The sequence below is a fragment of the Pseudoalteromonas luteoviolacea CPMOR-1 genome (genome assembly GCF_001625685.1).
GTDB lineage: Bacteria > Pseudomonadota > Gammaproteobacteria > Enterobacterales > Alteromonadaceae > Pseudoalteromonas > Pseudoalteromonas luteoviolacea_K.
Genome location: NZ_AUYC01000095.1, coordinates 114,472 through 141,460 on the forward strand (window position 1 = coordinate 114,472; position 26,989 = coordinate 141,460).

Annotated in this window: 22 protein-coding genes; 10 read left to right on the plus strand and 12 right to left on the minus strand. The window is 43.5% G+C overall.

Going from position 1 to position 26,989, the window contains the following annotated elements; translation table 11 throughout:
• Window positions 1–102: 102 nt before the first annotated feature.
• Both N473_RS25200 and N473_RS25205 read right to left on the minus strand, forming a co-directional pair.
• The gene (locus tag N473_RS25200) at window positions 103–306 is read right to left on the minus strand and encodes an MbtH family protein (protein WP_039611504.1); all 204 of its coding nucleotides are present in this window, start codon (window positions 304–306) and stop codon (window positions 103–105) included.
• 56 nt (window positions 307–362) lie between these two features.
• On the minus strand, window positions 363–2,795 hold the full coding sequence (locus N473_RS25205; RefSeq protein ID WP_063370342.1) for a penicillin acylase family protein: 2,433 nt from the start codon (window positions 2,793–2,795) through the stop codon (window positions 363–365).
• Between the two features lie 277 nt (window positions 2,796–3,072).
• Between N473_RS25205 and N473_RS25210 the strand changes: the two genes are divergently transcribed.
• Window positions 3,073–3,603, plus strand: coding sequence for an RNA polymerase sigma factor (locus N473_RS25210; RefSeq protein WP_039611506.1), 531 nt, complete (start codon window positions 3,073–3,075; stop codon window positions 3,601–3,603).
• Here the strand turns inward: N473_RS25210 and N473_RS25215 are convergent.
• Complete coding sequence (locus tag N473_RS25215; RefSeq protein WP_063370343.1) at window positions 3,600–4,058, minus strand: TerB family tellurite resistance protein; 459 nt, start codon at window positions 4,056–4,058, stop codon at window positions 3,600–3,602. The two genes, N473_RS25210 and N473_RS25215, sit on opposite strands and share 4 nt — an antisense overlap.
• A gap of 60 nt (window positions 4,059–4,118) precedes the next feature.
• Between N473_RS25215 and N473_RS25220 the strand changes: the two genes are divergently transcribed.
• Entirely contained in the window at window positions 4,119–4,529 is a 411-nt protein-coding gene (locus N473_RS25220; RefSeq protein WP_063370344.1) for a hypothetical protein, read from the plus strand.
• A 22-nt stretch (window positions 4,530–4,551) separates the two neighbouring features.
• Here N473_RS25220 and N473_RS25225 read toward each other — a convergent pair whose 3' ends face one another.
• From N473_RS25225 to N473_RS25250, 6 genes are all read right to left on the minus strand, one after another.
• The gene (locus tag N473_RS25225) at window positions 4,552–5,154 is read right to left on the minus strand and encodes a hypothetical protein (RefSeq protein WP_063370345.1); all 603 of its coding nucleotides are present in this window, start codon (window positions 5,152–5,154) and stop codon (window positions 4,552–4,554) included.
• 90 nt (window positions 5,155–5,244) lie between these two features.
• The gene (gene leuD / locus N473_RS25230) at window positions 5,245–5,844 is read right to left on the minus strand and encodes a 3-isopropylmalate dehydratase small subunit (protein WP_063370346.1); all 600 of its coding nucleotides are present in this window, start codon (window positions 5,842–5,844) and stop codon (window positions 5,245–5,247) included.
• Window positions 5,841–7,244, minus strand: coding sequence for a 3-isopropylmalate dehydratase large subunit (gene leuC, locus N473_RS25235; protein ID WP_063370347.1), 1,404 nt, complete (start codon window positions 7,242–7,244; stop codon window positions 5,841–5,843). The genes leuD and leuC overlap by 4 nt, the downstream gene beginning before the upstream one ends.
• A gap of 29 nt (window positions 7,245–7,273) precedes the next feature.
• The gene (gene leuB / locus N473_RS25240) at window positions 7,274–8,350 is read right to left on the minus strand and encodes a 3-isopropylmalate dehydrogenase (RefSeq protein ID WP_063370348.1); all 1,077 of its coding nucleotides are present in this window, start codon (window positions 8,348–8,350) and stop codon (window positions 7,274–7,276) included.
• Complete coding sequence (leuA, locus tag N473_RS25245; protein WP_063370349.1) at window positions 8,347–9,894, minus strand: 2-isopropylmalate synthase; 1,548 nt, start codon at window positions 9,892–9,894, stop codon at window positions 8,347–8,349. The genes leuB and leuA overlap by 4 nt, the downstream gene beginning before the upstream one ends.
• 401 nt (window positions 9,895–10,295) lie before the next feature.
• On the minus strand, window positions 10,296–10,994 hold the full coding sequence (locus N473_RS25250) for a PKD domain-containing protein (protein WP_063370350.1): 699 nt from the start codon (window positions 10,992–10,994) through the stop codon (window positions 10,296–10,298).
• Between the two features lie 420 nt (window positions 10,995–11,414).
• Here N473_RS25250 and N473_RS25255 point away from each other — a divergent pair, with 420 nt between their 5' ends.
• The 6 genes from N473_RS25255 (at window position 11,415) to N473_RS25280 (ending at window position 21,573) form a co-directional block, all read left to right on the plus strand.
• Window positions 11,415–14,732, plus strand: a complete 3,318-nt coding sequence (locus N473_RS25255) for a GEVED domain-containing protein (protein ID WP_063370351.1) — start codon at window positions 11,415–11,417, stop codon at window positions 14,730–14,732.
• A 115-nt stretch (window positions 14,733–14,847) separates the two neighbouring features.
• Window positions 14,848–16,791 carry a Hint domain-containing protein gene (locus N473_RS25260; RefSeq protein WP_063370352.1) on the plus strand — a complete coding sequence of 648 codons (1,944 nt, stop codon included), beginning with the start codon at window positions 14,848–14,850 and terminating at the stop codon, window positions 16,789–16,791.
• A 49-nt stretch (window positions 16,792–16,840) separates the two neighbouring features.
• Window positions 16,841–18,082, plus strand: coding sequence for a hypothetical protein (locus tag N473_RS25265; protein WP_231099633.1), 1,242 nt, complete (start codon window positions 16,841–16,843; stop codon window positions 18,080–18,082).
• Window positions 18,083–18,092: 10 nt separating this feature from the next.
• The gene (locus N473_RS25270; protein WP_063370353.1) at window positions 18,093–18,962 is read left to right on the plus strand and encodes a GEVED domain-containing protein; all 870 of its coding nucleotides are present in this window, start codon (window positions 18,093–18,095) and stop codon (window positions 18,960–18,962) included.
• An 11-nt stretch (window positions 18,963–18,973) separates the two neighbouring features.
• Window positions 18,974–20,452, plus strand: a complete 1,479-nt coding sequence (locus tag N473_RS25275) for a hypothetical protein (RefSeq protein ID WP_039611517.1) — start codon at window positions 18,974–18,976, stop codon at window positions 20,450–20,452.
• Window positions 20,453–20,505: 53 nt separating this feature from the next.
• Window positions 20,506–21,573: a hypothetical protein gene (locus tag N473_RS25280; protein ID WP_063370354.1), complete on the plus strand. Its 1,068-nt coding sequence runs from the start codon at window positions 20,506–20,508 to the stop codon at window positions 21,571–21,573.
• 22 nt (window positions 21,574–21,595) lie between these two features.
• Here the strand turns inward: N473_RS25280 and fabR are convergent, their stop codons facing one another.
• Window positions 21,596–22,207, minus strand: coding sequence for an HTH-type transcriptional repressor FabR (fabR, locus tag N473_RS25285; protein WP_039611519.1), 612 nt, complete (start codon window positions 22,205–22,207; stop codon window positions 21,596–21,598).
• 111 nt (window positions 22,208–22,318) lie between these two features.
• Between fabR and N473_RS25290 the strand changes: the two genes are divergently transcribed.
• Together N473_RS25290 and sthA are read left to right on the plus strand one after the other, a co-directional pair.
• Window positions 22,319–23,452, plus strand: a complete 1,134-nt coding sequence (locus N473_RS25290) for an acyl-CoA desaturase (protein WP_063370355.1) — start codon at window positions 22,319–22,321, stop codon at window positions 23,450–23,452.
• A gap of 44 nt (window positions 23,453–23,496) precedes the next feature.
• Complete coding sequence (gene sthA / locus N473_RS25295) at window positions 23,497–24,939, plus strand: Si-specific NAD(P)(+) transhydrogenase (protein ID WP_081221440.1); 1,443 nt, start codon at window positions 23,497–23,499, stop codon at window positions 24,937–24,939.
• A 34-nt stretch (window positions 24,940–24,973) separates the two neighbouring features.
• On the opposite strand, the gene N473_RS25300 is transcribed toward sthA, so the two are convergent.
• Together N473_RS25300 and N473_RS25305 are read right to left on the minus strand one after the other, a co-directional pair.
• Entirely contained in the window at window positions 24,974–26,233 is a 1,260-nt protein-coding gene (locus N473_RS25300; protein ID WP_155735740.1) for a hypothetical protein, read from the minus strand.
• The gene (locus N473_RS25305; protein ID WP_231099634.1) at window positions 26,226–26,918 is read right to left on the minus strand and encodes a methylamine utilization protein; all 693 of its coding nucleotides are present in this window, start codon (window positions 26,916–26,918) and stop codon (window positions 26,226–26,228) included. The genes N473_RS25300 and N473_RS25305 overlap by 8 nt, the downstream gene beginning before the upstream one ends.
• Window positions 26,919–26,989 lie beyond the last annotated feature (71 nt).

Below are 26,989 nucleotides of genomic sequence, written 5' to 3' on the forward strand. Positions count from 1 at the left end.
CCGCCTGATCGCAATGTGACGTGATAGTTGAGTCTATAATGTCAGTGCTTGGCCTCGCCTATATCACTGACTATCTGACTCACTCTCACTTATTGGCCTGATCTATTGCGCCATGGCCTGGCGTAAACTTAACGGGCGCATATCAGTCCAATGGGTTTTGATATGTTCAAGGCAAGTTGCTTTATCGCCACTCACACCGGTGTCTTGCCAGCCACCGGGTATCGTCTTGTAACTCGGCCATAAAGAGTATTGTTCTTCGTGGTTAATGATTACTTTAAAAGTGCCATTTTCGTTGTCAAAGCTCATCACATTTTTCCAAAAATTAGACTGTCGCCACTGTGACGCGCGACAGTCTAGGATTTTTAGTCTTTTTTCACGCTAAGTGTGATTTCACTGACTTTGTTTTGCTTGATCTGTGCATCTGTGTACGGCAAATCAATCAATCCCTTACCTGCTGCATAGTGCTCGCTGGCATCAGAAAAGTGTGGTGAATTTGGATTATTACTCTGCGAGTAAGTCAATAGACCACGGGCTTGCGGACCATGCTGATCGAAGCCGACCACCATCATCCAGCTAGAACCATAGTTGATTGGATAGCCGTCCGTGCTCAAACCGGTGCTCACTGTCCAGTTTTCGTTTAATACTTCTTTTAAAGGCGGCGCCAGTTGCGGTGCAAACGAAGTCAGATCCATCGCATTGGTTGTCGAGTAGATGTTAAAACCACCACTATTGTGCTCAGCACCAGGCCAAGGGATACGTCGATCACCCTTTTGTAAATACTGTAACTCGCCCAATGGTGCATCAATGGCAAAGCCTGCATTTTCAAGGTGCTTACTTGCAGCCAATAGCTTAACCAAGGTTGCCTTGTCCGCTTTGACGATACTTGGCGTCACAGCAGGAAATACTGGGTTAAACTGCACCAGTAAATTTTCATCTTCCAATAAGCTGAAGAACTCCTTTGCAAGCGGTGCAGACACAGAGTTTGCATTAAATTTACCATCCCACTTTGCAAAAGCACGACATGCAGGGTCGACAGGCATACTTAAGGTGTCAGTGACTTTAAGCGTTTGGCCTGCATACAATGCACACGCAGCCATTACCGTTGGTTTGTACAGCTCAAACGACGCACTGGTGCCTGTGACGATGCTTTCTAGTTCATGACGATCAAACTTACCATCTGCACCACGAGCAAAACGCAATAAGTTTAAGTTGTAGCGAGTACGACGTGTTTGCTTATAATCAGTGTGGCCATACAGTGGCGAGTAGCCGGTCAGTTTTTCATTTAGGTTCGTCAGCCAGTATGAATTATTAGCATTTTGCACGTAATCTTGACGACGTAACTTTGGTGCGCGCTCATAGGGAACTTCTTGCTGGTAGACCAATGCACTGCTGGTGCCCGGTAAGACAGCCATACGTGTATTTTTATACACTTGTGAAATCACTGGATGTGAACGCAACAACTCTTCACCCATTGCAGGTAAATCAGGCACGTTAGAATCATCGATATAGAACACTTCACCTTGGTTGTCTGCCACAAGGGTATTGTTAAACGCCAACCCATCTAACGTTTTAAAGGTATCGATGAACTCGTCTAGGTTATTGGCACGGTTCATAGCCAACCAATGATCAATCCCTTCTAAGTTATTTAGATTGGTATCGCGTACAACATAGGCATTTTTGTCATCCCACTTGAAGTTTTTCTGATCTTCAAGCACATAACCAATTGGCGTCGTGAAGTAGTCTTTCTTCATGGTGATCACGCCCATCGGCGTCAGCACGTCAACATTAACCTGCTTTTTCTCAATATCTTGCCATTGGCCATCAAATTTATATTGCAGCGGGTTTGTAGGGTTTAACTCAAGCTGATAGATGACTTCATGACGTGCTGCTGAGTAGGTATGTGTCCAAGCAATGTTTTGGTTAAAACCGATATTCACAATTCCTGGTACACCCACCACTGACGCCCCCATGGTGCTAAAGTCGCCTTCTACACTGGCGTGGTTAGCCCAAAACCTCAGGTTACCATTAAATGGGAAATGTGGGTTTGCAAGTAATAAACCGCGGCCATTGTCAGTCACTTCATGACCTAATGCCCAACCGTTCGAGCCCTGTGTAAGTTGCTTTGGTTTATAGTCCGTATTGCTTGCCATTAACCAAGGCTGTGACGCTTCACTCTCTTGTTTCGCAATCACAGGTAGCCATTCAGTGCCTGTACCTGGATTTGCTTGAAGAATTTGTACCAGTAAACGGCCTATGCTGTTTTGAACCGCAGACGCTAACACAGATGCAACGACATCAACACCTTCAATCGGCTTAACCCACGCTTTGCCGTCACATGCCGGTGCCAGCGTCGCTTTGCCCAGATTGACATCTTGTAGGTACTGGTTATAGCCCGCAGCAAAACCCTCTGCTAGTGCTCGTGTATCTGCTGAAAGATTAGCATATTCACGCTCAACTCGACCGCGTAAGTCAATAATTTTATAGCCTAAATCTAGGCTCACAAAAAAGTTATCTTGACCGTTTTTATGTGGCCCAAGATACTTGGCACGTTCGCCTTTAACACGCACATAACCATCTGCCAAAATACATGCATGATCTTGTGCCTGCGCATACGCATTGCCATATCCTAAACCGAATAAAGATTTCGCCTGAATATGCGGAATACCATGTTCGGTACGCGTGATCTTAACATCTTCATTCAAATTCACAGACGCTGTGCTTGCCTCTGCGCCAATATGGACACCAGATAAGGCGCAAGCAGCCAAAATAGGTACTAATGTAGATTTTAACTTCATAACTTTCCTTAAGTTCTTAAACACTGTTAAAAATTTAAACCCGTGCACTCAAGACGATACAAACCGCAAAAAACCAAAGAAAATAACAAGAATATTTATTGCAAAATGAGCAATTAAGGTTGCGAAAAAGGACCTGTTTTTAACTCAAGGTTAATTTGCGTTTAATTAGCAAAACCAAACAAAACACTTGACTGTTAATAGAAGATCAAAATAACATAATAGTGATAATAATTCGCATTATCTATTACGGATTAACTTTTAGGACAAATAGGAGTAAATGACAGTGCAGCTGTGCAACAAGTGGTCTAAGGTGATTGCTGAGAATGAAGCAAAATTACTGGCTTATTTGAATAATATCCTACGCTGCCCATATCTGGCCGAGGACGCCTTACAAGATACGTTTTTACGCTTATCAGGAATGTCAAAGTGTCAAGATTGTCAGGTTAAAAACACCAAAAGCTATTGCTATCAAGTTGCTAGAAATATCGCCATTGATATGATCCGAAAACAAAACCGCGAATCTTTAGTTGATTTAGAATCAATCCAAACAGAACAATTCGACGATGAAAGCTCAAATATTGAAGAAAGATATATTGACGCGCAGTTGTCTGACAAAGTAAATAGCACCATCGGCAAGCTGTCTAAACGCCATCAAAATGTAGTGAGCTTTTATCGAGATGGGCGCTTAAAACAAAAAGAAATCGCCAAGATGTACCATATTTCACCAACATTAGTGAATTTTATGATCAAAGAAGCCATTCAATCATGTCAAAATGAATTGCAGGCTGGCGCTGTTGTAGCGCACTAATCAGGTAAACCCAAAATACCTTTTACATTAAGCTTGGCGGCGATAAAGTCGCCATGAGATACGTACATCAGCCCCGCTAACTTGCGAACGGTGTAATCTTCCTGAGGATCTAATTTGCCATCTGCAAATGCAACCATCCACAATAACTCAATCACTTCAATGCGCGCTTCTTCACTGGTATTGTCATTGACAACTTTAACAAAACGGTGCAAATCAATCGCTTCATCGACTAACTGCTGTGCCTTACTAAAAATAAGGTCACTGCTATGCGCCGATAACTGACAATGCTGCTGCAACAACTGAGTTATCATCTTTAACTCATCAGGCGCAATCTCATTATCTGCCCTCATCACCTCTACCATCAACGCACCTAATGCTGTCGCAAAATCTACTGGAGCCTCTTGCTGAGGCTGAGCGTCTAATTTAGCCAAAAATAATCGTATACGTTCTAACAATTGTCGCCCCTTTTGATACAATTAACAGACAGATACCCTTTTCAATGGTGCTAAGTAAGCATGCAATCTCGCACAACACTTATCAACAAAATCACTGTAAAAGTGCTGATATTAACGTCACTTGGCTTACTCAGTGCATGTAGCTTCACACCAAATAAGATAGGAATTGCTGAAAAGTACTATGATTTTGACCACCAAATCCATTACGAACAAATTAAGTATAACGATGACCACTACTATTTGCAGATAAAAGCCGATTCTTACGAGCACTTTTCACAACAAAGCATTTTTTTACTGCGCCACAGTCAAACCCTATGCCGTGGCGCTCAACCCCAAATATTATTGCATGGTGGCGTACAAAAATTTGACCGTTTACCGCTTTATCCCCGCCCTTATCAACCGGATCTGAGAGCAGATGTGAAGTGTGTAAAGGAAATAAATCGTGCGTTAAAAACCAGCACTCAGCGATAAAGTGCTGGTTCATCAAAGCAAATTAGTCTTTATATCCCCAAGGCGCTTTAGGTGCTTTCACCGGCTTCGTTAAATCAAAGTCGACTCTAAACTCACGCCCTTCACGCACCAAACGATACGTAAATTTGTCATCATAGATAAACATTTGCCAAGTGTTCCCCATCGATTGAGGAATAGCATGTGCAATAAATAGTTCTTTAGAATATTGATCCGCTGGGAATGATTGCACATTGTCAAAACCTGCATCGACCGTGTGACCACCATACATAGTCGATTTATCATCACTGCCATCTTTATGACGGTGGTCGTGTTTCAGGCTCAAACCGCTACCTGTTTTAGTAATGATCCAAGTACGTGACGCATCTTTACCTACGTGAAACGGGACTTGAAGCTCACGCTCGTTACAACGACGAACATGCATTACCAGCCTTTCTTCGCTAAATGCACTTGGACCCTGATTATCAACAGTCACCTTGCCTTCATATGCCTTGCCACAATGCGCTTTGATTTTGTCAAAAAAAGCATCATGAGTTGGGATAGATACAAGCGGAGCAGGACGGGCAAAAGCGGCGCTACTGGCAAACACCGTTGCAGCAGCCAACAGAGAAGCTGAAAACTTATTCATCGATATGTTCCTAAATATGAAAAGCCAAAGACTAAAACGCCTTTGGCATAATGGCAAAAAAATGCGATGGTTAGCCAGAAATCTATCTGATCACTGCCACGGTCTTGCTGACTTTAATTGGTGTTCAAAGGCATCGATATGGTGATTCAGTTGCTCAGTCTCTCCGATAAAGTCTAAGCCACTGAGTAGCCTTGCTTTAATATCTGAGCGAACCTCGAAAGAAATATCCGCAAAATGCTCACTACAGATCACCTGTTTTTCTAGATCAATTTCAATATGTACCTGTGGATGCGCGTCACACACAGCAAACAAATCATCCAGTATCTCTGCTGGCAGTGCAATGCAAAGCATCTGATTGTTGCCACAGTTATTGAAAAAGATATCTGCGAAACTCTCTGCCAAGATGACACTAAAGCCATATTGCTTGAGTGCCCAAGGGGCATGCTCACGAGATGAACCACAGCCAAAATTATCACGGGTCAATAATACAGTCGCGCCTTGATAACGTTCAAAATTTAGCGCAAATTCTGGATCAGACTCGCCGTTGTCTAAATATCTCCAATCATAAAACAGCGCTTTATCAAAGCCATCTCGACTTGTTGACGTGAGAAATTGTTTAGGAATAATCTGGTCTGTGTCGACATTATTTTTATCTAATGGCGCCATTAATCCACTGTGATATTTACTCATCTCTGCGCTCCTCGAATATCAGTAAATCGGCCTGCGATTGCCGCCGCCGCCGCCATTGCGGGACTGACCAAGTGAGTACGTCCACCACGGCCTTGACGTCCTTCAAAATTACGATTTGAAGTGGATGCACAGCGCTTACCCGAACCCAACCTGTCGTCATTCATCGCCAAGCACATAGAGCACCCAGGCTCACGCCACTCAAAACCTGCCGCGATAAATATATCAGCTAACCCTTCTTGCTCAGCCTGCTGTTTGACTAAACCAGAACCGGGTACTATCAACGCTTCGACGCCGTGCGCCACTTGCTTACCTTCGACAATTTTTGCTGCGGCACGTAGGTCTTCAATACGGCTATTGGTACAAGAGCCAATGAATACAGTATCAACAGTGGCATCTGATAACCTCTGACCAGCTTCAAGCCCCATATAACGCAGTGCCGAACGCATGGAATCTGCTTTGATCAAATCTTGCTCTTCATCAGGATTTGGAATGGGCTCATCAATACCAATTACTTGTTCAGGGCTTGTGCCCCACGTCACCTGAGGCTGAATGTCTTCCGCCGCCATTTCAACCACACGATCAAATTGCGCACCTTCATCCGAATGTAGCGTTTTCCAGTAGGCAACAGCGTGCTTGAAGTCTTCACCTTTCGGCGCAAAAGGACGCCCCTCTAGATACGCATAGGTTATGTCATCTGGTGCGATCAGCCCTGCTTTTGCCCCCATCTCTATACTCATATTACATAACGTCATACGTGATTCCATCGACAAGGCTTCGATAGCAGTGCCGCAGAACTCAGCAACATAGCCAGTGCCGCCTGCCGTACCGAGCTCGCCGATCACGGCCATAATTAGGTCTTTTGCAGTCACTGTAGGGCGAAGCAATCCATTGATCTGGATTTTAAGCGCCTTGGCTTTTTTCTGTTGCAGTGTTTGCGTTGCCAACACATGCTCAACCTCAGAGGTACCAATCCCATGTGCTAATGCCCCAAAAGCACCATGGGTCGAAGTATGACTGTCACCACATACTATGGTTGTCCCGGGTAATGTGATCCCTTGCTCAGGGCCCATCACATGGACAATACCCTGATTGATCGACTCTAAGTCATAAAGCTGAACACCAAATTCAGCACAATTAATTGCCAGTGCTTGAAGCTGATTTTTACTCACTTCACTGGCCGCATCAATTGAGCGACTTTTGGTAGATACGTTATGATCCATGGTCGCAAAGGTTTTTTCTGGACAACGTACTGGACGGTTTTTCTCTCTCAGGCCAGCAAATGCTTGCGGAGACGTCACCTCATGCACTAAATGCCTATCGATATACAGTAAATCAGTCTGCTCATTAATTTGTGCAACCACATGAGATTGCCAAATTTTATCGTATAAAGTCTGTGCCACTTGCTACATCCTTCCTTTAAAAACGAATCTTAAATACGATCAACAATCGCTTGGGCAACATCTTGCGTGGTGTACCCAGCCTGTGGATAGATGTCTGGCGTACCCACCCCTTGTGCTACAGCCTCTGCCACAGCTTTTTCAATGCGTCTGGCCGCTTCATCTTCACCCAGTGAGTAACGCAGCATTAATGCCGCACTTAAAATTTGCGCAATGGGGTTTGCAATGCCCTTTCCTGCAATATCGGGGGCCGAGCCACCAGCAGGTTCATACAAACCAAACCCTGACTGATTTAAACTCGCTGACGGTAATAACCCCATAGAGCCGGTGATCATGGCGCATTCATCAGACAATATATCGCCAAATAGATTGTCACATAACAGCACATCAAACTGACCCGGTTGCTTCACCAACTGCATTGCCGCATTGTCTATATAAATATGCTCAAGCGTCACGTCTGGATACTCTTGGCTTACTTCAATCACCACTTCACGCCATAACACACTCGAAGCGAGTACATTCGATTTATCAACCGATGTCACATGGTTACGACGTAAACGCGCTGCATCAAAGGCAAACCGTGCAATACGCTCGATTTCTTTGCGGCTATATTTTTGCGTATCGAAAGCAAATTCACTGTCACCACTGCCTTGGCGGCCCTTTTCACCAAAGTAGATGCCGCCTGTCAGCTCTCGTACACACAAAATATCAAACCCTTGTGCACTGATGTCTTCTCGCAGTGGAGACGCGGCGCTCAGAGCAGGTAAAAGCTGTGCGGGCCTAAGGTTACAAAATAAACCAAAGTGTTTTCTGAGCGGCAATAAGGAAGCGCGCTCGGGCTGTTTTTCTGGTGGTAAATCGGCCCATTTAGGTCCACCAACAGAGCCAAATAAAATCGCATCCGCTTGCTCGCACGCTGAGAGTGTATGAGCTGGCAGTGCTTCACCAAATTCATCGATTGCAGCACCACCAATGGCTTGATGAACCAAATTTAATTTAAACGCAAACTCTTCGCTAACACGCTCAAGCACTTGCTGGGCGGCTGTCATGACTTCTGGACCTATGCCATCACCTGCCAATACCGCAACTTGGTAACTTTTTTGACTCATCCTGCTTTCCTTTGTTGTTTAAGATCTGACACTTTTCGCGCCCTATCAATTAAGTTGTAAACGCGGATCATTGCTCTGGCAGATGCTTCAACGACATCTGCAGCAAGACCTGCACCGTGATACTGACGACCATCATATTTCGCAATAATATTGACCTGACCAAGTGAGTTAGCCCCTTGGCCTGTGGCATCAAGGTTATATTCAATCATCTCCACAGCTTGACCAGTGATCCGCTCAATCGCTAAAAATGCTGCTTCGACTGGGCCATTGCCTGTCGCCGCCTCCTGAATGAGTTCACCACCAAGGCTCATACCCACCGTCGCACTGGCAATGGATTGAGAATTAGAAGACGCGTTGACAAACTGCAACTGATAAAACTCATCTTGTTCTGCGAGTTTGTTAAAGTAAATCATGGCTTCTAAGTCGTAGTCATATACCGTACCTTTCTGATCCGCCAGCTCCAAAAAGCTGCGATACAGCTGGTCCATATCATAATCTTCAGCTTGATAACCCAATTCAGATAGACGGTGTTCAATGACGTGTCGACCAGAACGTGAGGTCATATTCAGTTGATTATTAGGTACACCCACCATTTCTGGAGCCATAATTTCATAGGTATTTTGCGCTTTTAGAACGCCGTCTTGGTGAATACCAGAACTGTGTGCAAACGCATTCTCGCCCACAATGGCTTTATTTGGCTGTACTGGCATATTGCAAATGGTCGCGACTTGGCGAGAAGCACGATAAATTTCTTCACTGCGAATATCCGTATGGACTTTCAAATGGTCTGCTCGCATTTTCATGATCATCGCCACTTCTTCCAACGAGCAGTTACCCGCACGCTCCCCAATTCCATTGATAGTGCACTCAATTTGTCTTGCCCCTGCTTGCACAGCTGCAATTGAATTGGACACGGCTAAACCCAGGTCATTGTGACAATGTACACTCAGTCTTGCTTTATCAATATTTGGCACGTTGTTGCGCAAATGGTGGATAATGGCTGAAAACTCATCAGGCGTGGTGTAACCCACTGTGTCGGGAATATTAATCGTTGTAGCACCGGCATTTATGGCACGCTCAACCACTTTACATAAATCTGCGTATGGCGTACGACCAGCATCCTCACAGGAAAACTCAACATCATCGGTATACTTTAAAGCTTGTCTGATCGAACGCTCTGCCATCTCAATAACATCATCTAACGATTTACGTAATTTATGCTCTAAATGCAGCGGGCTCGTCGCGATAAAGGTATGAATACGAGGTCTTTGCGCCCCTTGCAATGCTAACCCACACGCATCAATGTCTTTTGGCATTGCACGCGCTAGGCCGCATATCACAGGCCCTTTGACCTCATGTGCGATACGCTGAACAGCCCGAAAATCAGCAGGACTCGATACCGGGAAACCCACTTCCATCACATCAACATTCAGTCGACTAATGGTGTGTGCCAGCTGAATCTTGTCTTCTTCTGTCAAGCTCGCTTTAAGTGCTTGCTCTCCATCTCTTAATGTTGTGTCAAAAATCCAAACCTTGTCCTGCATTCCTATTTCCTCGCTCGCGCAAAATAAAAAACCCCGCTCGTTGGCGGGGTTTGCTATTTGGTTGCTCATAAACGCAACTAAGCCCCGCCCTTATCTAAATTAATCAGTAAGAGGTTAAGCAAAGTTGTCAGTAACGTGATGTTTTCCATTGTGAGCAATCGTACCTGTTGATGTATTAATTATGTTTTAACATGCCTAAAAACAGCAAAGCAAGCATAAAAATTTCAATTAAAACCAAAAAACCCCCAGATTAAAAAACAAAAAAACCCCAAAAAAACACAAAGTAGAATATATAATGCATTCGATAAGCAATTTACCCTATGTGTTACTACAAATTTTGCTCAAGGCTAAATTAAATATTAAGTGTAAAAAAACCGCCAAAAAAGGCGGCTTTTTATGGTTTATCTTCGTCTACGTATAGCTAAAAATAATAATCCCAACAGACTCACGATGCCCCAACTCCCTCCCCCATCACTTTGATCAGGGCTTTTATTCGGTGTCTCACTTTTACCGTCATCTGGGTCCGTGCCACCATCACCTGGGTCCGTACCACCGTCACCTGGGTCCTTACCTCCATTATCAGGGTCTGTATTATCATTTTGCTCTTCAACAACGACGTTAACTTCAAATGATCGCACAGTCGTCTGCTCCCACAGCACATTCAATGTCACTACATAAGTGCCCGCATCACTGAACACGTGCGTTATTACGGGATCACTTAATGCATCACCCAGTGACTGTTCATCTACATACCATTGGTATCGAATCGCCTCCAAGGGCTCGCTTGTAATGAACTTTGCAGTAAGCTGAGTTTGCTCTTTTTCAGTGATTGATTGAGGTAAGGTAATATCCAGTTCAACAATCTTTGGGGTGACTAAATCAACCACTTTCTCGCTTTTGTCGACCAGAACACCATTTTGATACACTTCCCTTTTAACAGTATAAATTCCAGCAGCTTCATACTGATGCTCTGGCTCAGCGAGATAGGAAACTGTGCCATCTCCAAAGTCCCAAAAGTATCCCGAGCTATCATTTGCCAAAACCAACGGGGAACTTAAACAACATAAAACTGCCCACACATTCCTTATTTTCCAATCCATGAATCAATTCCAATTTTCAAATTTAAGTATATTAGCTGATGCCTAGTGTATATATAACACACAACCCCATCAGCAGTAACGCAATAACGCAATTACTAATACATAGGTATTAATTACAAATCTAATGACCAATAGGTATAATGAAAATTGGCTAACAAACGCGCTTATTTACTTCCATACCTACACAAGTCACATTCCTTTGCATAGTACCAAATTTAAATATAATTTAACACTTTATATACATGATATTTTTTTAATAAACTTTTATTTACTTCTTCGAGCTTTTACTTTAGCATCTAAAACAGTTCAATTAATAGACAACTTAGAATGCCAAAAGGAAACGGCTTTTGATGTTTTTAAAGCTTAACGGAAAATGACTGTTTGGCATTTTACGCATTAAATTCATACAAGGAGATTAAAATGCGCATTGGTGGTTTCCCCTTCGCATTGGGGATGGTAAGTCTATCTTTGATAGGTGCAAGCAGCATTCAAGCAGCTGAATTAAAACCTATCATCAATCAGGAGCACTTGTGGGGTTCACCGATCTCCAGTCCTGTGCTCAAACCCACTTATTTTACTGCACAAAATGTAAGCGCCCCAAAAACTAAAAATACGTCAGGCGCATTAGAGCACCGCCTTGTCAAAGTGAAAGGTAGCAAAACAAAGTATGAGCATTACCAATCTTACTTTAATGGTTACCCAGTTGTAGGTGGGCAATTTGTTCTCGTTAAAAATAATGGCGAGATAATCCAAGGTTTAGGTCAAGTCCTTTCGTTAGATAAATCAACTCAGTTTATTGACGATGTTATTTTTCAACTTGATGAAAAACGTATCAAAACACAGCTTGAATCGGTGTTGAAAACAGAAGATTTTGAAAGCTTCTCCTTCTCAAAAGTATATAAAGCTTGGAAAGGCAACCTGATCCCAGCATTTTCAGTTCGCGTTAAATATAAAGATAGAATCGAAGATCAACTATTAAATGCCAGCACTTTACAAGTATTAGATAAGAAAAGTGGCGTTGATAAATTCACGCCCGCAAATACTGAGTATGTTGCGGCAGGTGGCATTGGAGGCAATGAAAAACTCGGCGCGATTTGCTACTCACCAAGCCCATCCAGTATGACAAATTGTGTTGCCTATCAATTTGATCAATATACTACTGCGAGTACAGAGCTGATTTTTGAAGATACGACCGTAAATAGCCCGCTCATTTTCAGTGATTTTGGCGGTTACCCATTTATTGTCAAAAAAGTCGGTAATCAATGCTTCTTTGAGAATCAATATGTTAAAACAATTGACTATCCAGTCGATCAGGAAGCCGCATTTTCTTTTGATTGCAGCACCAGCACAGAACACTTTAATAAAACGCAAATAGATGACTTTTATTGGAATAACTTTAGCTACTCGGGACTAAACGACGCCCATTTTTATGGCGGCTTAGTCATGCAGTATTACCATAAGCTATTCTCAGATCTTTACCCAACACTCAATAATGACTGCAGTTATTCAGGCTATTGTATCAAGCAGTTAATGCAACGTGTGAGCAACGACTCATTAGGATCAGCACAAGCCTTTTGGGATGATATCTATACGAATTACGGCACCGGTGATGGTGGCGCAACGAGTTACTCCCATACGACTTTAAGTCTTGTCGCACACGAGTCTGCGCATGCGATAACCTACTGGAACAGCGGTCTTGGTGGCAATGGTGAAGCGGGCGCATTCAATGAAGCATTCTCAGACATAGCAAGTATTGCTGCACTAAGCTATCTTCAAACAGGCGTGAGTGGCAGCTATACAACCTCACAGGCATATTTAAACCAAACATCTGACAATAGCAATGCTTTAAAAGATAGAAAGTGGTGGTATGCGTGGGATGTGTTTTATTCAGACGTCGCAGGTCGACATTTTGCACTGCCTTCAGCTGATGGAAAAGGGTTAGATCACCTTTCCATGCTTACACCAGGTGAGTCGCACTATAATATCGCAGGCCTATTTAGAAAGGCATTTTATGAATTGGTTAAATCCAAAAACTGGACTGTAGAAGAAGCATTCAAGCTGTTTATTAAGGCCAATGTTGACTGCCTACCAAGTAATGCCAGCCTTGCTGATGCCTCATTCTGTTTGCTTTCTCAAGCATCAAATTTCAATGAAAGCCGCACAGCTGCACAAGCTGAAGAGGATGTAGATACGGTTTTGGTGTCTGTCGGTTTAGTGGCACAAAATTCCAATAAGTCTACATTCGACTTAGATGTCTTTGCGCAGTATGACGAAATTGCGTTCGATTTAACCTCTATCCCCGCCAACGAAATCGCACGCATTGATATCAAGTGGGGAGATGGTACCTCTGACTCATGGTCTAGTCATAGCGCACAAGCCATCCAGCCATATTTAGCACGTAGACAGTCTGTAGCAATCGACGCGCTCAATTTATTTGAGCTCACGGTGACTAAACATAACAACTCGCAGCTTTATGCAGGTCGACACTATTTTAGTAAAGCATATGACAGTTGTGCACCGACCATTAATCAGCCCAATACTTTATTTTCTACAAACGTAAGTTTAAACGAGACACCTTTGACACTTACAGCTCAAAGCTACCAGTCTGTCATCGCTGATGCCGCCGTTTTAAACCGTGGCACACAAAACACATTATTTGTCGGTCAGAACCTGAACGGTCAGTCAGTTACGGTGTTATTAGATAGCAACTATGATGGCATTTACAGTGCAGAAGAAGCACTCACTCAAAATGCGACCGTATCCAATGGTCAAATCACATTTAATATCGACAGCCAAGTGGGCCTTGGAAAGTCTCTATTAAGAGTCGTGATTGGGAGTAGCTATGATTACTTTACAACATGTGGCTATTTAAGCCGTGGACAAGTCGTTGACTTCAAGGTGACAACAGAGCAGCCTGCTATTCCAATCTCAGCGGATTTTGAATATTCCATCCTAGACGGTAATAAGGTTAAATTCACCAATACCACGACACTGGATGAAACGAGAAACCCGGCTTATCATTGGGACTTTGGATTTGATACACCAACTAGTGACCGTAGAGATCCTGCAGACGTACAATACCCAGATGTCACAGCAAGTTACGATGTCACGCTCACAGTGAGTTACCAGGATGGTTCAGGCGAGTCAGCCACGGTCAATAAGCAGATCAGCATCACTGAGCAACCTACAGGTTCCGACCTTTGCTCAGTCAGTCGCATCATACCGACATCCGAAAATGCGTTATATATTGACGAGCTGTCGCTCTCGACTGACTGGAACAACCTAACCTATATCGATGGCTCACTAGGTTCGAATGCGTCTGGCTACAGTTCACATATCACTGATGTGACTTTCAAACAACAACGCGAACTGACGGTTAATGTGCTGTCCAACGTCATCCCTAGATCGACCGCCCAAACATTGATAGAAGACACCGACAATCATGTGCGCTTCACAATTTGGATAGACTCAAATAACGATGGGAAACTGTGGAGACGAGAGGCAAACTTCTCTAATTCGAGCAGTAATTATTTGCTGGACTGTAATGTTGATGATACTTGTCGGATCAAAGTCAGTCAGTCTCTGAGGTTACCGTACCTATACTCATGGGATCCAAAACGCTTTACGCTCAGAGCTAAACTCGAAGAATACCCATCGAATAGTCGCAGAGCAGATGGTTGTAAAAACTTCTATGACGGCGAGGTCTCGGATGTCAGTTTCATAGTTGAAGCAATCTAACTCCTAGCTCAAACCTTTTAATTTTTAGTAGTAAGGACTCACCAAACAAAGTTTGGTGAGTGCCTGAGCATGCGCTCGAAAACTTTTTAACTGTTTTTAAGGGAATAACATACCTATGAAATTATTAAGTCTTTCTGTTGCACTCGCTTTAGGTGCAACTTCAACACTGGCACTTGCAAATAACATTAATCCGGTTATTGGCGAAGCTAATTATGAGCTTTCTCAAGCACAGGTAATTGATAAAAATGCGGCGCTCACTAAGCGCTTAGCGCAGCATGGTCTGAATGCTAAAACAAGACCGCATTTATTCAACCTGATCGAACAAAGAGCCAACTCAAAAGTTAGCGGTGTTATACCTTCGACTTTGAACCAGGCACAAGCAAACTGTACTAGTGCAAACAAAGAACTGTGTTCATTCTTTATACACACAGGTGTGAGTATCAGAACCGATACCAGAACAAATAAACCACACCTTGTCGTTACTGCATTGAACTCTAAGTCTTATAATACTGAATACACAATGCTAGATATTGTGTTGATGAACGAAAAAGGCGAGTCCCTCACGCTACCAAAATACGTGGAGTTTTTTGGTGAAGGGGAAGAGCAAAAACGTAAAGAAATTCTTTCATCAACACCACTAGAAAATATCCTAACGAAATTACAAGGATCTGATGCTATCTATGCTGATGCATGGGTAACCGTTATCTACACCAATGCAAATGGTACTCAAGTGGTCGAAGATCAGAACGTCATCGTTGAGTATTCACTACCAACATTGCTTGATCAAATCGCTGCTGTAAATGCAAAAGCAAATGCTAAAGGCGCTGATTTTACAGTGATGGCTGGCCCAGAGCCAATTATTCACCACCCGAAAGACACGCGTTCAAAAACAAATACACCAGATAATAAAATCACAATTTGCTTGAACCGTAATTATGGGGATTGTGACTATGAAAATATTTATCCAATTTCAACACCAAATGATCAGCTGAAATTGAAGATCCCATTCCAAGGTGAGTACACGTTAACAGGTAAAGTAAAGCGTATTTATCGCCCTGACTGGACTGTCCTTGAAGCTGTCGAAACGGCTAATGGCGTTAAACTTGAAGTTGGTAATGGTGGCAAACCTGTTCCTAAACCAGCTGTCGTTAATTTAGGATCAAACATCTTTATTCAAACCAAAGAAGGCGGTGGTGCCAATGAAATTGCCGGTGACCAATATCAAGATATCGCCAACTTCTTCGCGAACAATATCAAACTAGAGTATATCCCAGTAGGTACTATCACAAAAACGAAAATTTCTTGGAATATCCCACGCGCACAAGGTGTATTTGGTGACGCTGCGCTATATGGACGTTATGCCGATGCGAACTGGATATTAAACATTGCAGCAGATATTGAGACAAGACCAGGTCGTCCAACACGTGCAAATACATTGGTGATCGGTTCAACACCTGAGAAAGGATCATGGGAATTTACCAATTTCCCACAAATGCAAATTGTTTATAGCTGTTTAGCGGAAGGCTCACTGATCACCTTACCTGGTGGCAAGCAAGTGCCAATTGAATCATTACAGATCGGCGACACAGTACTGGGTGCGAGTGAATATTCACCTTCAAACCATACACAGCTGACAATTGCTGATATTTCTGTTGGTGTAGAAGCAATTCCAATGACACAAATCACCACACGTTCAGGTAAAGAGCTCTTACTTACTGAGTCTCACCCAGTTGTAATGAACTCAGGTAAATCAATATGGGCGAGTAAAGTTGAACTTGGTGACGTGATCCACACGCAAGATGGTCCAGAGTCAGTAACTAAGATAGAAACTGTTAAATTCGTAGACAATGTTTATAACCTTCGCTTAGAGCGCAGCAAGGATGATCCTCAATATAAAGTGGGTGAAACATTCAGCTTATTCGCAAATGGCGTTCAAGTGGGTGACTTAGGCATGCAAAGTGACAATGAATTCACTGAAATCGTTGAAACTGAGCAAGATATTCTAAATCGCCTACCTGAAGCATGGCACAAAGATTACCTTAACAGTCTAAAGCAGTAAGGATATGGCCAATGTAAGGGGCCGTTTTGGCCCTTTTCACGGAGTGAAAATGATGAAAAACATAAATTATCTAATTGCGGCTTTTGCATTTCCAGTATGTGTAAGTGCAACGCCAGAAAAAGCGCCAGCTAACAACATGGCGGCGATGGACTTCCAAACGGAAGCCATAGATTTAGTGCCTCTAGGAACAGCTCATAAAAGCAAAGGCAATATCATGTTAGGCCTTAAATCAGTAGAGGGCATGGCTGTAGAGCACTTAGGCAATACCAATATCGATTTTCGTGTTGGCGTAGACTTAAGCTATCAAGAAACACTTAAACTGATTGATGGACAAGTCGATGCAGGTTTCAACTTTCCTGTTGTTCGTGTTGATGCAGGCGCAAATTACGCCAAAGACATCAGTGCGGATCGCTACACAGGCACTTACACGGTTTACTCGTCAGTCAAACCAAAATCTCGCATTTTAATGCCATCAAATGAAAGCGGATATAAGCCAACTGCGGCGGCAGCGGAACTTGCACAAGCGTACCCGGGCAATAAAGCAAATAACTTAGGTGACGGCTTTGTACAAGGCTTTGCTTATGGCTCCAATGTCGTTATCAATATGAAAATTGATTACCGCAATGAAGCTGATAAGCGCGAAATTGGTGGTTACCTAGGCGTAGAATGGGTTGGTAGTGTCGATGTAGACGGTCGCTTACAAAACATCGATGAGCAAAGAAAACAGTCGGTTAAAATCACCATCAGTGGCTATCAAAGCGGCGGCGATCCAAACCGCCTACTGCAAATAATTCCAAATGGCATTATGCAGTGTACCTTGTTGAATCCAGAGCCTTGCTTCAACTTATTTGAGTCAGCTGTTAATTATCTAAAAACAGATTATATCAATCAATTTAATACATTAGATGATTACAACGTCACTGAAACTTATATCACTAAATATCTTGATTCTGGTGCCCAGTTACAAACATTGATCCCAGCAGATGGCTATCAACCAGTGAACTATTTAACAAAGTTGGTTGTTAAAGAGCTCGTATCACGTTGGATTGAAGAACGTTTAACTTACAGAAGAGCAAAGAATTTACAGCGCTATTATGCAGCACAGTTTGATGCCAATCAGCTTAGAGATTTAGGCGAAATTGAACGTGCTAGCCGTGCGAATGCAAATTTATTTGCAGACATTGTAGATTACTGTGAAAGAAACCCAGAAGGTAACTACTGTATCGATTATGAGGTACAAAGTGTCGGGTACTATCAGGATTATAGCGCCATCAGTGCTATCTTAAGGTAAGGACGATAAGATGAAAAACACAAATTTACAGATCACTTTACCAGCTCTCACCTTACTATCTATTGCAACAACCAGTGTGATGGCCAACGAAGATCCCAAGGCAATCATACAACAAGCGCAATACAGTGAGCTTGGAGATGTGTTGACAGTATCTCAAGCACAGGGACGATTCGCTTGGTTGAAAAAATGCTACGACGGTTTACTTGTTGAGCTTTGGGAACAGATGTATGACTCCAGAGCGATCGTGCCGAAAGAGCAAAAACTGAATCAACTTAAAGCGTTATGGCTATCTAACACAAAAATTGCAGCGGGTAAGGCGCAATATCTAACATTTGCCAACCCTGACTTTTCCAACCCATATGATTGGTATGCAGGCACCAGCGAAGCTCAGGCGTGTACAACCATGCCACCTGAGTATCGTCCTATCGCATTGAAAACGACTCTATTATCTCGATCTTACTGTGAAAACCGCAGCTATGACAATGACTGGGAATGGATTGAGTCGGTCAAAGTAGATAAGTTTGAGCATGCATCAGGCAGTAAAAGTCACACCATGGTGTCTGGAAAAGTGCTCACCCTTAGTGCGAATAAGACAGTTAGCTTCACCATCACACCAGGAAATGAAGATCCGACTTTCCCGTCTTATGTTGCTGCAAGGGTATGGATTGACTGGAACCACAACGGCCAATTTGATGCCAATGAGCGCGTATACCGTGGTGCTTCTGACCAACCATTTACTTTCAATGTAGACGTCCCTAATAATGTTCCTGAGGGCATTACCTTGATGCGAGTAGCCACGGATGCAGGTGGCGGTTTTGATGACGCCTGTGAGCGTATTCACTATGGCGAAGTAGAAGACTACCTCGTAACAGTTCGTTAAGGAATGATGATATGAAACCAATCTATTTATCTGTGCTGTCATTGGCGCTATCTGGTGCAGCATTGGCTGGTGAAAAAATAGAGTCACAGCCAAGTACTTCAACACTATCTGGTTCTGTGGTCTCTGGGCTTATCAATGATCATGTTGCAATCGGCACAGCCTATGATAGCCAGAAAAAACGTTTTTTAAATGTACAGCCTGTTGCAGGTGTCGTTGATGAATCCTTCGGTAACACCGAGTTAAAATTCACTACGGGCATCGACCTAAACTATGATGACATGCTGAGATCACTCAATGGTAGTGTGGATGTTGACGTCAACTTCCCTGTCGTTAGGGTATCCGCAGGGGCTTCTCTTGCCAAAGAAATGGCCGCGAGCACCTATTCAAGTTCATATACATTTAGTGCCTCAAGTACGCCTAAAAAACATTTATTTTTACCTAAAAATGTAAACCAAGGGTATGCCCTATCTGAGGTGGGTGAAAATATTGCCAATAACTACCAAACTAAAATTCAAACGCTGGCAGGTGATGAGTTTGTAACCGGTATTGAATACGGTGCAAGTGTCCTTGTTAACCTGAAGATAGATTACGGTAGTAACCGTGATAAATCTGAAATTGGTGGTTACTTAGATGTGGACCTATACGGTGGTGTGTTTAATGTGGGTGGTCAGCTTAAGTACCTAAAAGACGATACTAAGTCGTCCATTAAAATTACGGTACGTGCTGTGCAACAAGGGGGTGACCCTAAGCAATTGCTGAGCATTATTCCAAACAACATCATTACCTGTTCTTTGGATAATCCAAAGCCATGTTTCGACATGTTCTATGAAGCTGTGAACTATTCTAAAAACAGCTTTAGACAGCAGTTAAACAACTTGTCTGATTACAATGTTGTACGCTATTACACAACCAGATATGACAACTCATCACTGGCACTACGTGCACTAGTACCTGAGTATCAGGTTGTGAGAAATGCGACAAAGTGGCTAATTAGTGAACTAGAGGATGACTTCAAACAGTCAATCCTTGATGAGCAACGCGCTCAGAGTTTGTTAAATAGTTATTACGCATATCTACCTGAAGCACAACGAGTTTCTGTAGAACGGATTAAAGACTTTGCTTATGATAATGCTTGGTTCTTCTTTAATGCAGCACAGTTTTGTCGAGACAATCCATTTGGCCATGCGTGTGAAAACAAAGTACGTGAAATGAAGCAAGCTTGCGAGCAACGCGGCCGTGCTTGTCCAGCAAACTATGATGTCACACAGCTACAATTACCGAGCAGTGATAGCCTTGATTGGAAAAAATGCGAGCTCGCACGTCAAGAAGCTGTGCGTTCTGGTGTTGTTACTGAAGATGAAAGCGCAAAGTTCCGTAACATGCGTTGGGCACCAACGTTTATTGACGTAAATGCACCAGCCAGAGGGATTTTAAACTGGCGTCTTTGCGAGGGTGCACTCAGCACCTATGGTAACGCATTCGCACAATAAACCACCAAAAGACCACAGTGGTTATGCCACTGTGGTCGCTTCCAGGAGCAGATATGAAACTAACATTGTTTCTGCTGACGATGATTTGGTCGTTTGATGCGTTTAGTAAGGTGTATTACAGTAAACAAATCAAGGATACAGATCTTGGAAAAGCATTCTCGACCCAGTCACATCAAGTCGGTGACCATTGCTTAGTTGGTCATATCTCTTATCACAAAGACCTATCTGGTAGCCTAGACTACTTTCAAAGAGTGAATAGCTCAAACATACGAAGAAGAACGTTCGGTGAAGTGCATGGTGGTGTTAATTTATTTATTGTCGCAGGCAGTGTGTCTACATCTATGACACATAGAAACGCCACAGATAATAAAACCATGACATCACAGCTGCACCTCAAACTTGACGAAGGCTACAGTACGTTAGAGCAAAGATCGGTCAAAAATGGTAAAGATTTGAGCCAATGTGGTACCCACTTTATCTACCAAGTTAACTATGGTCGAGATATTTTTATAAATACCCGACTTCACTTTAGGACAGAGGAAGATTTCAAACGTTTTGTCATAAAGATAAAAATTCGTTTGTTATTTTTCAAAAAAACCTTTACCAAAATACGTGAAATCGAGAAGTATGCTGAAAATGCAGTCTTCAGTGTTGATGTTAACTCAAACGGCCCTTTGCCCGCAGAGTTACAAGCAAAGTTAAATGCCAAACCGACACACTGTAGCGGTAAGAACATTTCACCTTGTTTAGAAACATTAACAAGCCTTGTTGACTACAGTTTTGATGCCAATGGATTGGTCAAAGATTTAGCACAACTGGAGAAGGTCCCGCGTAGCTTTGTTGTCGCAGGATTTCAAGACTCAGGACACTACGGCGCACAGGATTGGCAAGCAATACAGCAAAATTATTTGTACGAAAAAACTTGGCATGCGGTAGAAGCGCATTTTGGTGATGCAGTTCGCACATTGCAAAGAGCAGAGGCCTTTTTAGCCGTTGCTTCTGAGAGTGAAAAACCACAACTTGAAGCACAAAAAGCCGCGGCGGAACAAGCCTTGTTAGATGCCACACAATTAAGAGAAACCTGTTTCGCATCTCCTTGGCTCAGCCAATGTCAATTATAAATAATAGGGCCTCTGGCCCTATTTATTCTGACTTTTTTTGATAACCTGATGCACCTTTTGCAATATACCTTAGTTGCCAAATTAGCCTATCTGTTAGCTCAGCGCGTTGTTGTGAGTCTTGATCGAGCGCTTCTGCACCTGAACTAAATACCAAGGTTACCATGGCTTCTGCCTGCATATAAGCATGGTGCGGATCGACCTTAGTCTCTGATTCAAGGTAATGCGCTAACTCCAAAATAAAGTGCTTAATCTCTCTGGCGACTGCTGCACGAAAAGCCGGTGAAGTGCCAGAGCGCTCTCTGAGCAATAACCTAAATTGGTTACTCGACGTCTCAATAAACTCCATAAACGTTTGCACAGACGTATCTATCACACTACCACCACTGGCAATACGCCGTCTGGCTTGGCGCATAAGCTGCCTTAACGTAAGTCCGGCTTCATCCACCAGCGTCAGGCCCAATTCATTCATATCTTTGAAATGTCTATAAAAAGAGGTTGGTGCAATACCTGCCTCACGGGCCACCTCGCGTAAACTTAAATTAGAAAAGCTGTGCTCAGCACTGAGCTGATTGAACGCTGCTTCTATCAGTGCCTGTCGAGTTTTTTGTTTTTGTTGTGCACGCACACCTGACATGAATGACCCCTAATTTATTTGCCCCAATACGCTAATTGAGCAGTCTAATACTTGACGGCACAAGAATGAAATACTATTTTAGCGTACAAGTGTACGCTGAGATTTTTAAAAATGAAAAAACCGCCTATTATTTGGACTAATGTCATCTTTTTTAGTCTGTCTTTTTTAGCTGCCGTCACCTTAGTGCCTTGGTACGGATTTGAATATGGGTATACCCTTACTCACTGGTTAGCCTTTATTGCTTGTATGTTTTACGCTGGCATGTCTATTACCGCTGGTTATCACCGTCTTTGGGCGCATAAAGCATATGAAACCCACCCAGTGATCCAAGTATTTTTTGCACTTGGCGGCGCATTTGCTCTGCAAAATAGCATCTTACATTGGAGTAGTGATCATCGCGTACACCATGGCCAGGTAGATGACCCAATCAAAGACCCATATGCCGCCACACGCGGGTTTTGGTACAGTCACATTGGCTGGATGCTACGTGATTACCAAGGGGAAAGTTATGGTGACTATAACAATGCACGCGACCTACAACGCAACAAGATTGTGATGTGGCAGCACAAACATTATCTCAAACTGGTATTACTCACTAATATCGGTATACCGCTGCTACTTGGTCTAGCCCTTGGTGATGTATTCGGCATGCTGTTATTAGCTGGAGTACTGCGCTTGGTGCTATCGCAACACTTTACGTTTTTCATTAACTCACTGGCCCATATCTGGGGAAGTCGTCCTTACACAGAAAAAAATACTGCCCGTGACAATGGATTTTTAGCCCTACTCACCTATGGCGAAGGCTACCATAACTTCCACCATATTTTTGCCAGTGACTACCGCAATGGGATCCGCTGGTATCATTATGACCCAACCAAATGGATGATCCGTGCTCTGTCATTCTTTGGGCTTGCTAGCAAATTAAAGCGTACACCGGTGGAGCGTATCGAAAAAGCTAAGGCAGAAACCTTGTTGAATAAAACAAAAGTTACCCTTGCAAAATTGCCTTTGGCACAAGATAAGCTTACATTGTTACAACAAGAATATGATTTGCTTTTGAAAAAGTTACAGAACTTTTGTGCAATTCAAAAACAATTACTCGAAGCTAAAAAACATGCCGTTTTAGAACAGTGTGAACAATCCGCGCTACACAAACAATACTCTGAATTAGAGCAAGCGTGGCATTCACAAAAACAAGCATGGTTGGCACTAAACTCGAGGCTGTTAAAAGGCGCAGCGAGCTAACCCGCCCCTTATCGGCCTCCCCAATTAGCAAGTAAGGCGAGGCCGTGACTAAATCGAAATCCAAAGACAAACCCAGCGAGCAACCTGCACAATCTTTTCAATATGACGCCATAATCATTGGTACAGGCCCAGGTGGTGAAGGCGCTGCAATGAACTTATCCAAAAGCCAACGCAAAGTAGCCGTCATAGAAAAGCAAACATCTGTTGGCGGTGGCTGTGTTCATTGGGGTACGATCCCTTCTAAAGCACTCAGACATTCTGTCAGTCGACTTATCGAATACAAAGCCAACCCTTTATACCGATTTACGGAGCGTCCAAAGCGTTTAACGTTTCAAGACATTTTAAATCATGCCAGTGATGTGATTGGTAAACAGTCATCGCTACGTTCGAGTTTTTATGATCGCAACCGCATTCACCTTTACCAAGGTGAAGCCAGCTTTATTGATGCGAATACTGTACGAGTGACCCATCTTGACGGCTCTCAAGATGTACTCACCGCTAAAACCATTGTCCTCGCCACAGGCTCTAGGCCTTATCGCCCGCCTGAAATCGACTTTGCTCACCCACGCGTCTACGACAGTGATACCATTCTTGGCCTTGAGCACAACCCACAACGCGTCATCGTGTACGGTGCGGGGGTGATTGGCTGTGAGTATGCCTCTATTTTCAAAGGCCTTGGCGCGAAAGTGGACCTGATCAATACTCGAGATAGGTTGCTTTCTTTTATGGATGATGAAATTTCAGACGCCTTGAGCTATCACTTTTGGAACAGTGGCATCGTGATCCGTCATAACGAAGAGTTTGCCAAAGTAGAAACCAGTGACAAAGGCGTCATTTTACACCTCCAGTCTGGTAAAAAAGTGAAAGCAGACTGCATCTTATGGGCCAATGGCCGTACCGGCAATACCGACAGCTTAAACCTAGGCGCTGTTGGTTTAAAAGCGGATAGTCGCGGACAATTGCGAGTCAACGAGTACTATCAAACCCAAGTAGACAATATTTATGCTGTCGGCGATGTCATTGGTTACCCAAGCCTTGCTAGTGCAGCGTTTGACCAAGGACGTATTGCTGCCAATGCCATTGCGAATGGACAATGTGACGAGCGCTTGATCACTGACATACCAACTGGGATTTATACCATTCCTGAAATGAGTTCCGTTGGTAAAACAGAGCAAGAGCTGACCGCAGCGAAAATCCCTTATGAAGTCGGCAGAGCACAGTTCAAACACCTTGCACGAGCACAAATCGCCAGCACCGAGGTAGGCAGTTTAAAAATACTATTCCATAGCAAAACCAAAGAAATTTTGGGGATCCATTGCTTTGGCGAGCGTGCTTCAGAAATTGTGCACATCGGCCAAGCCATTATGGAGCAAAAAGGCGAGGGCAATAACGTCGAGTATTTTGTCAATACGACCTTCAATTATCCAACCATGGCAGAAGCCTATCGCGTTGCAGCCCTCAATGGCCTCAATAGGCTATGTGACTAACCCATCACAAAGCGGCTGTGTCCCCAGCCGCTGATTAAAAGCGATATTCCCCGCTGAGTCGCCATAATTGCTCGATTTGACGCGTGGGCAAATTATCATCAGCGCGATTAGCCACTTTTGTCTCTAAGTATTGAAACTCAGCCCCAAAGCGCCAACTCTTGGAGTAACGCCACTTAACCGTCGTCGTCACAGCACCGCCGTCACTTTCATTGGGGTCGAACGCCCAATGATCCATATCTTGCACTCTAAATTGCTCAATACGGCCACTGACTCTAAATTGCTGCCAGCGATGTGTCAGCAGTATAAATTGACTATCAAAGTCATTATCCACACCACGAGACACCCCCATTGCCGTATTCCCCGCCATTGCTTGGGCAATCAAATGGGTTTGCTTCGTTATTTTGTACTTATACGCCAGGCTCCAAAATTTGGTATCCCAAGCATATTGCCCGGTTTTATAATTAAGTACTTCTGGATCGCCGTTATTGTCATACCAATATGCGCGCAGGTCATGACGATTTTGATAGCTCCAATGTGCCCCAACATAATAACCAAAACGACCATCAATCTCCGTAAACGGCTCTATTTGCCACGCTTGTTTGCTTAACTGCGGTGTCATAAATCCCGCTGTCGGACGCAGCGCCAACACCTCATTGAAAACAGATTGCCTATCGTGTGGTGCAAAACCACGCCATGCCAGCACCGCTCCGAGCGGATCATTACCTTTATAAAGCCCCGCAACCCATTGCCAATTGTGCAAGCTCGGTTTTGCTAACCGCTTGCCGCTACGCTTAATACTGGCCTCGACGCCTATCACTCTGAGTTCTTCACCAAGCCAAGCGTTAATCGCGGAGTAGCCATAGTTATATGGCGAAGACCAGCCAATGTCAGGATTTTCCAACGACATTTTCGGATAAAATCCACCCACACGCACTTGCGGTTGATAGGCGCCCTCTACCACGGGTTTATATTCTGCAAATAATTCCGTAAATCCGACTTTGGCCTCAGGATCAGGCACATACTGCACACTGCTGTGTGCCGACCAGCTATCTCCCAGCTCAAAGCGAGATTGCAACAAGGCTCTGCTGATATTGACGCCATCATCTCCCTGGCCAAACCGATTCACCGATGCCCCCCATGCATACCAAGACGGGTAAGCACTACTCGATTGCCAACTGACCTGAATTTGCCCTTTATGTTGCGCTGCATGACTTAATATTGGTATCCCACTCAGTCCAGCAAACAGCAAACACATAGACGGTACAGCAAGTATATTTAAAGTGGCTTTATTCATAATCATCAAACTCATCTGAGAAGTCTTCTTTGGGCTTAAACAGCGACTGATCAAGTTGATAGATCAAAGCATTGGAAGTGGGTAATATTTTGAATGTTTTGCTTTCGGGTTTATCTAGATTAGCGAACCCTTCATGCCAGACTTGCATGGTTAGACTATCAATTGGGGTATCAGGCAGATCGATAGTGGCTTCCCCCTGTCCATTGGTCAGCGCAAAATAGGTGGAGTCTACCACCAGAATATAACCCAACATCCAATCATGAATATTACAGCCCAACTCAACAACACCCGTGTTACCAAAGTTGAGAGATTGCGGGCTATCTCGATATAGCTTAAATTCAAACGGTTGTGCTGGGGAAAACGAGTAAACATGATGCAAAATTGAGTCGTAATTGGGAAATGATACCTCAGCACCTTTGGGTACCACCAATATGTGCGGTGTAAAAGCGCGATCTTTTTGGCCCATTTTGTAGGCTTGCTGAAGAGTATTGGTGGACAGTGGCAGTTGCTTACTTTCAAACCACACCACCGCATCTTTAACCGCTTCTCCCCCGGCATCTTTCACCTGCACAGTGATAGGCTTTGCCAATAGCCAGGGTGATACTAAGCATGTACTTAGCATGAGCCCATATTGCCATCCTGCTCGTTTTGTATTTACCCTATTTACTTGCTGCGTCAGTTGCATCTAGCACAATCCTTATCCGACTTTATTTTTCATTTGAGTATAGACCGGACGACGTAAATTATGCATTCATC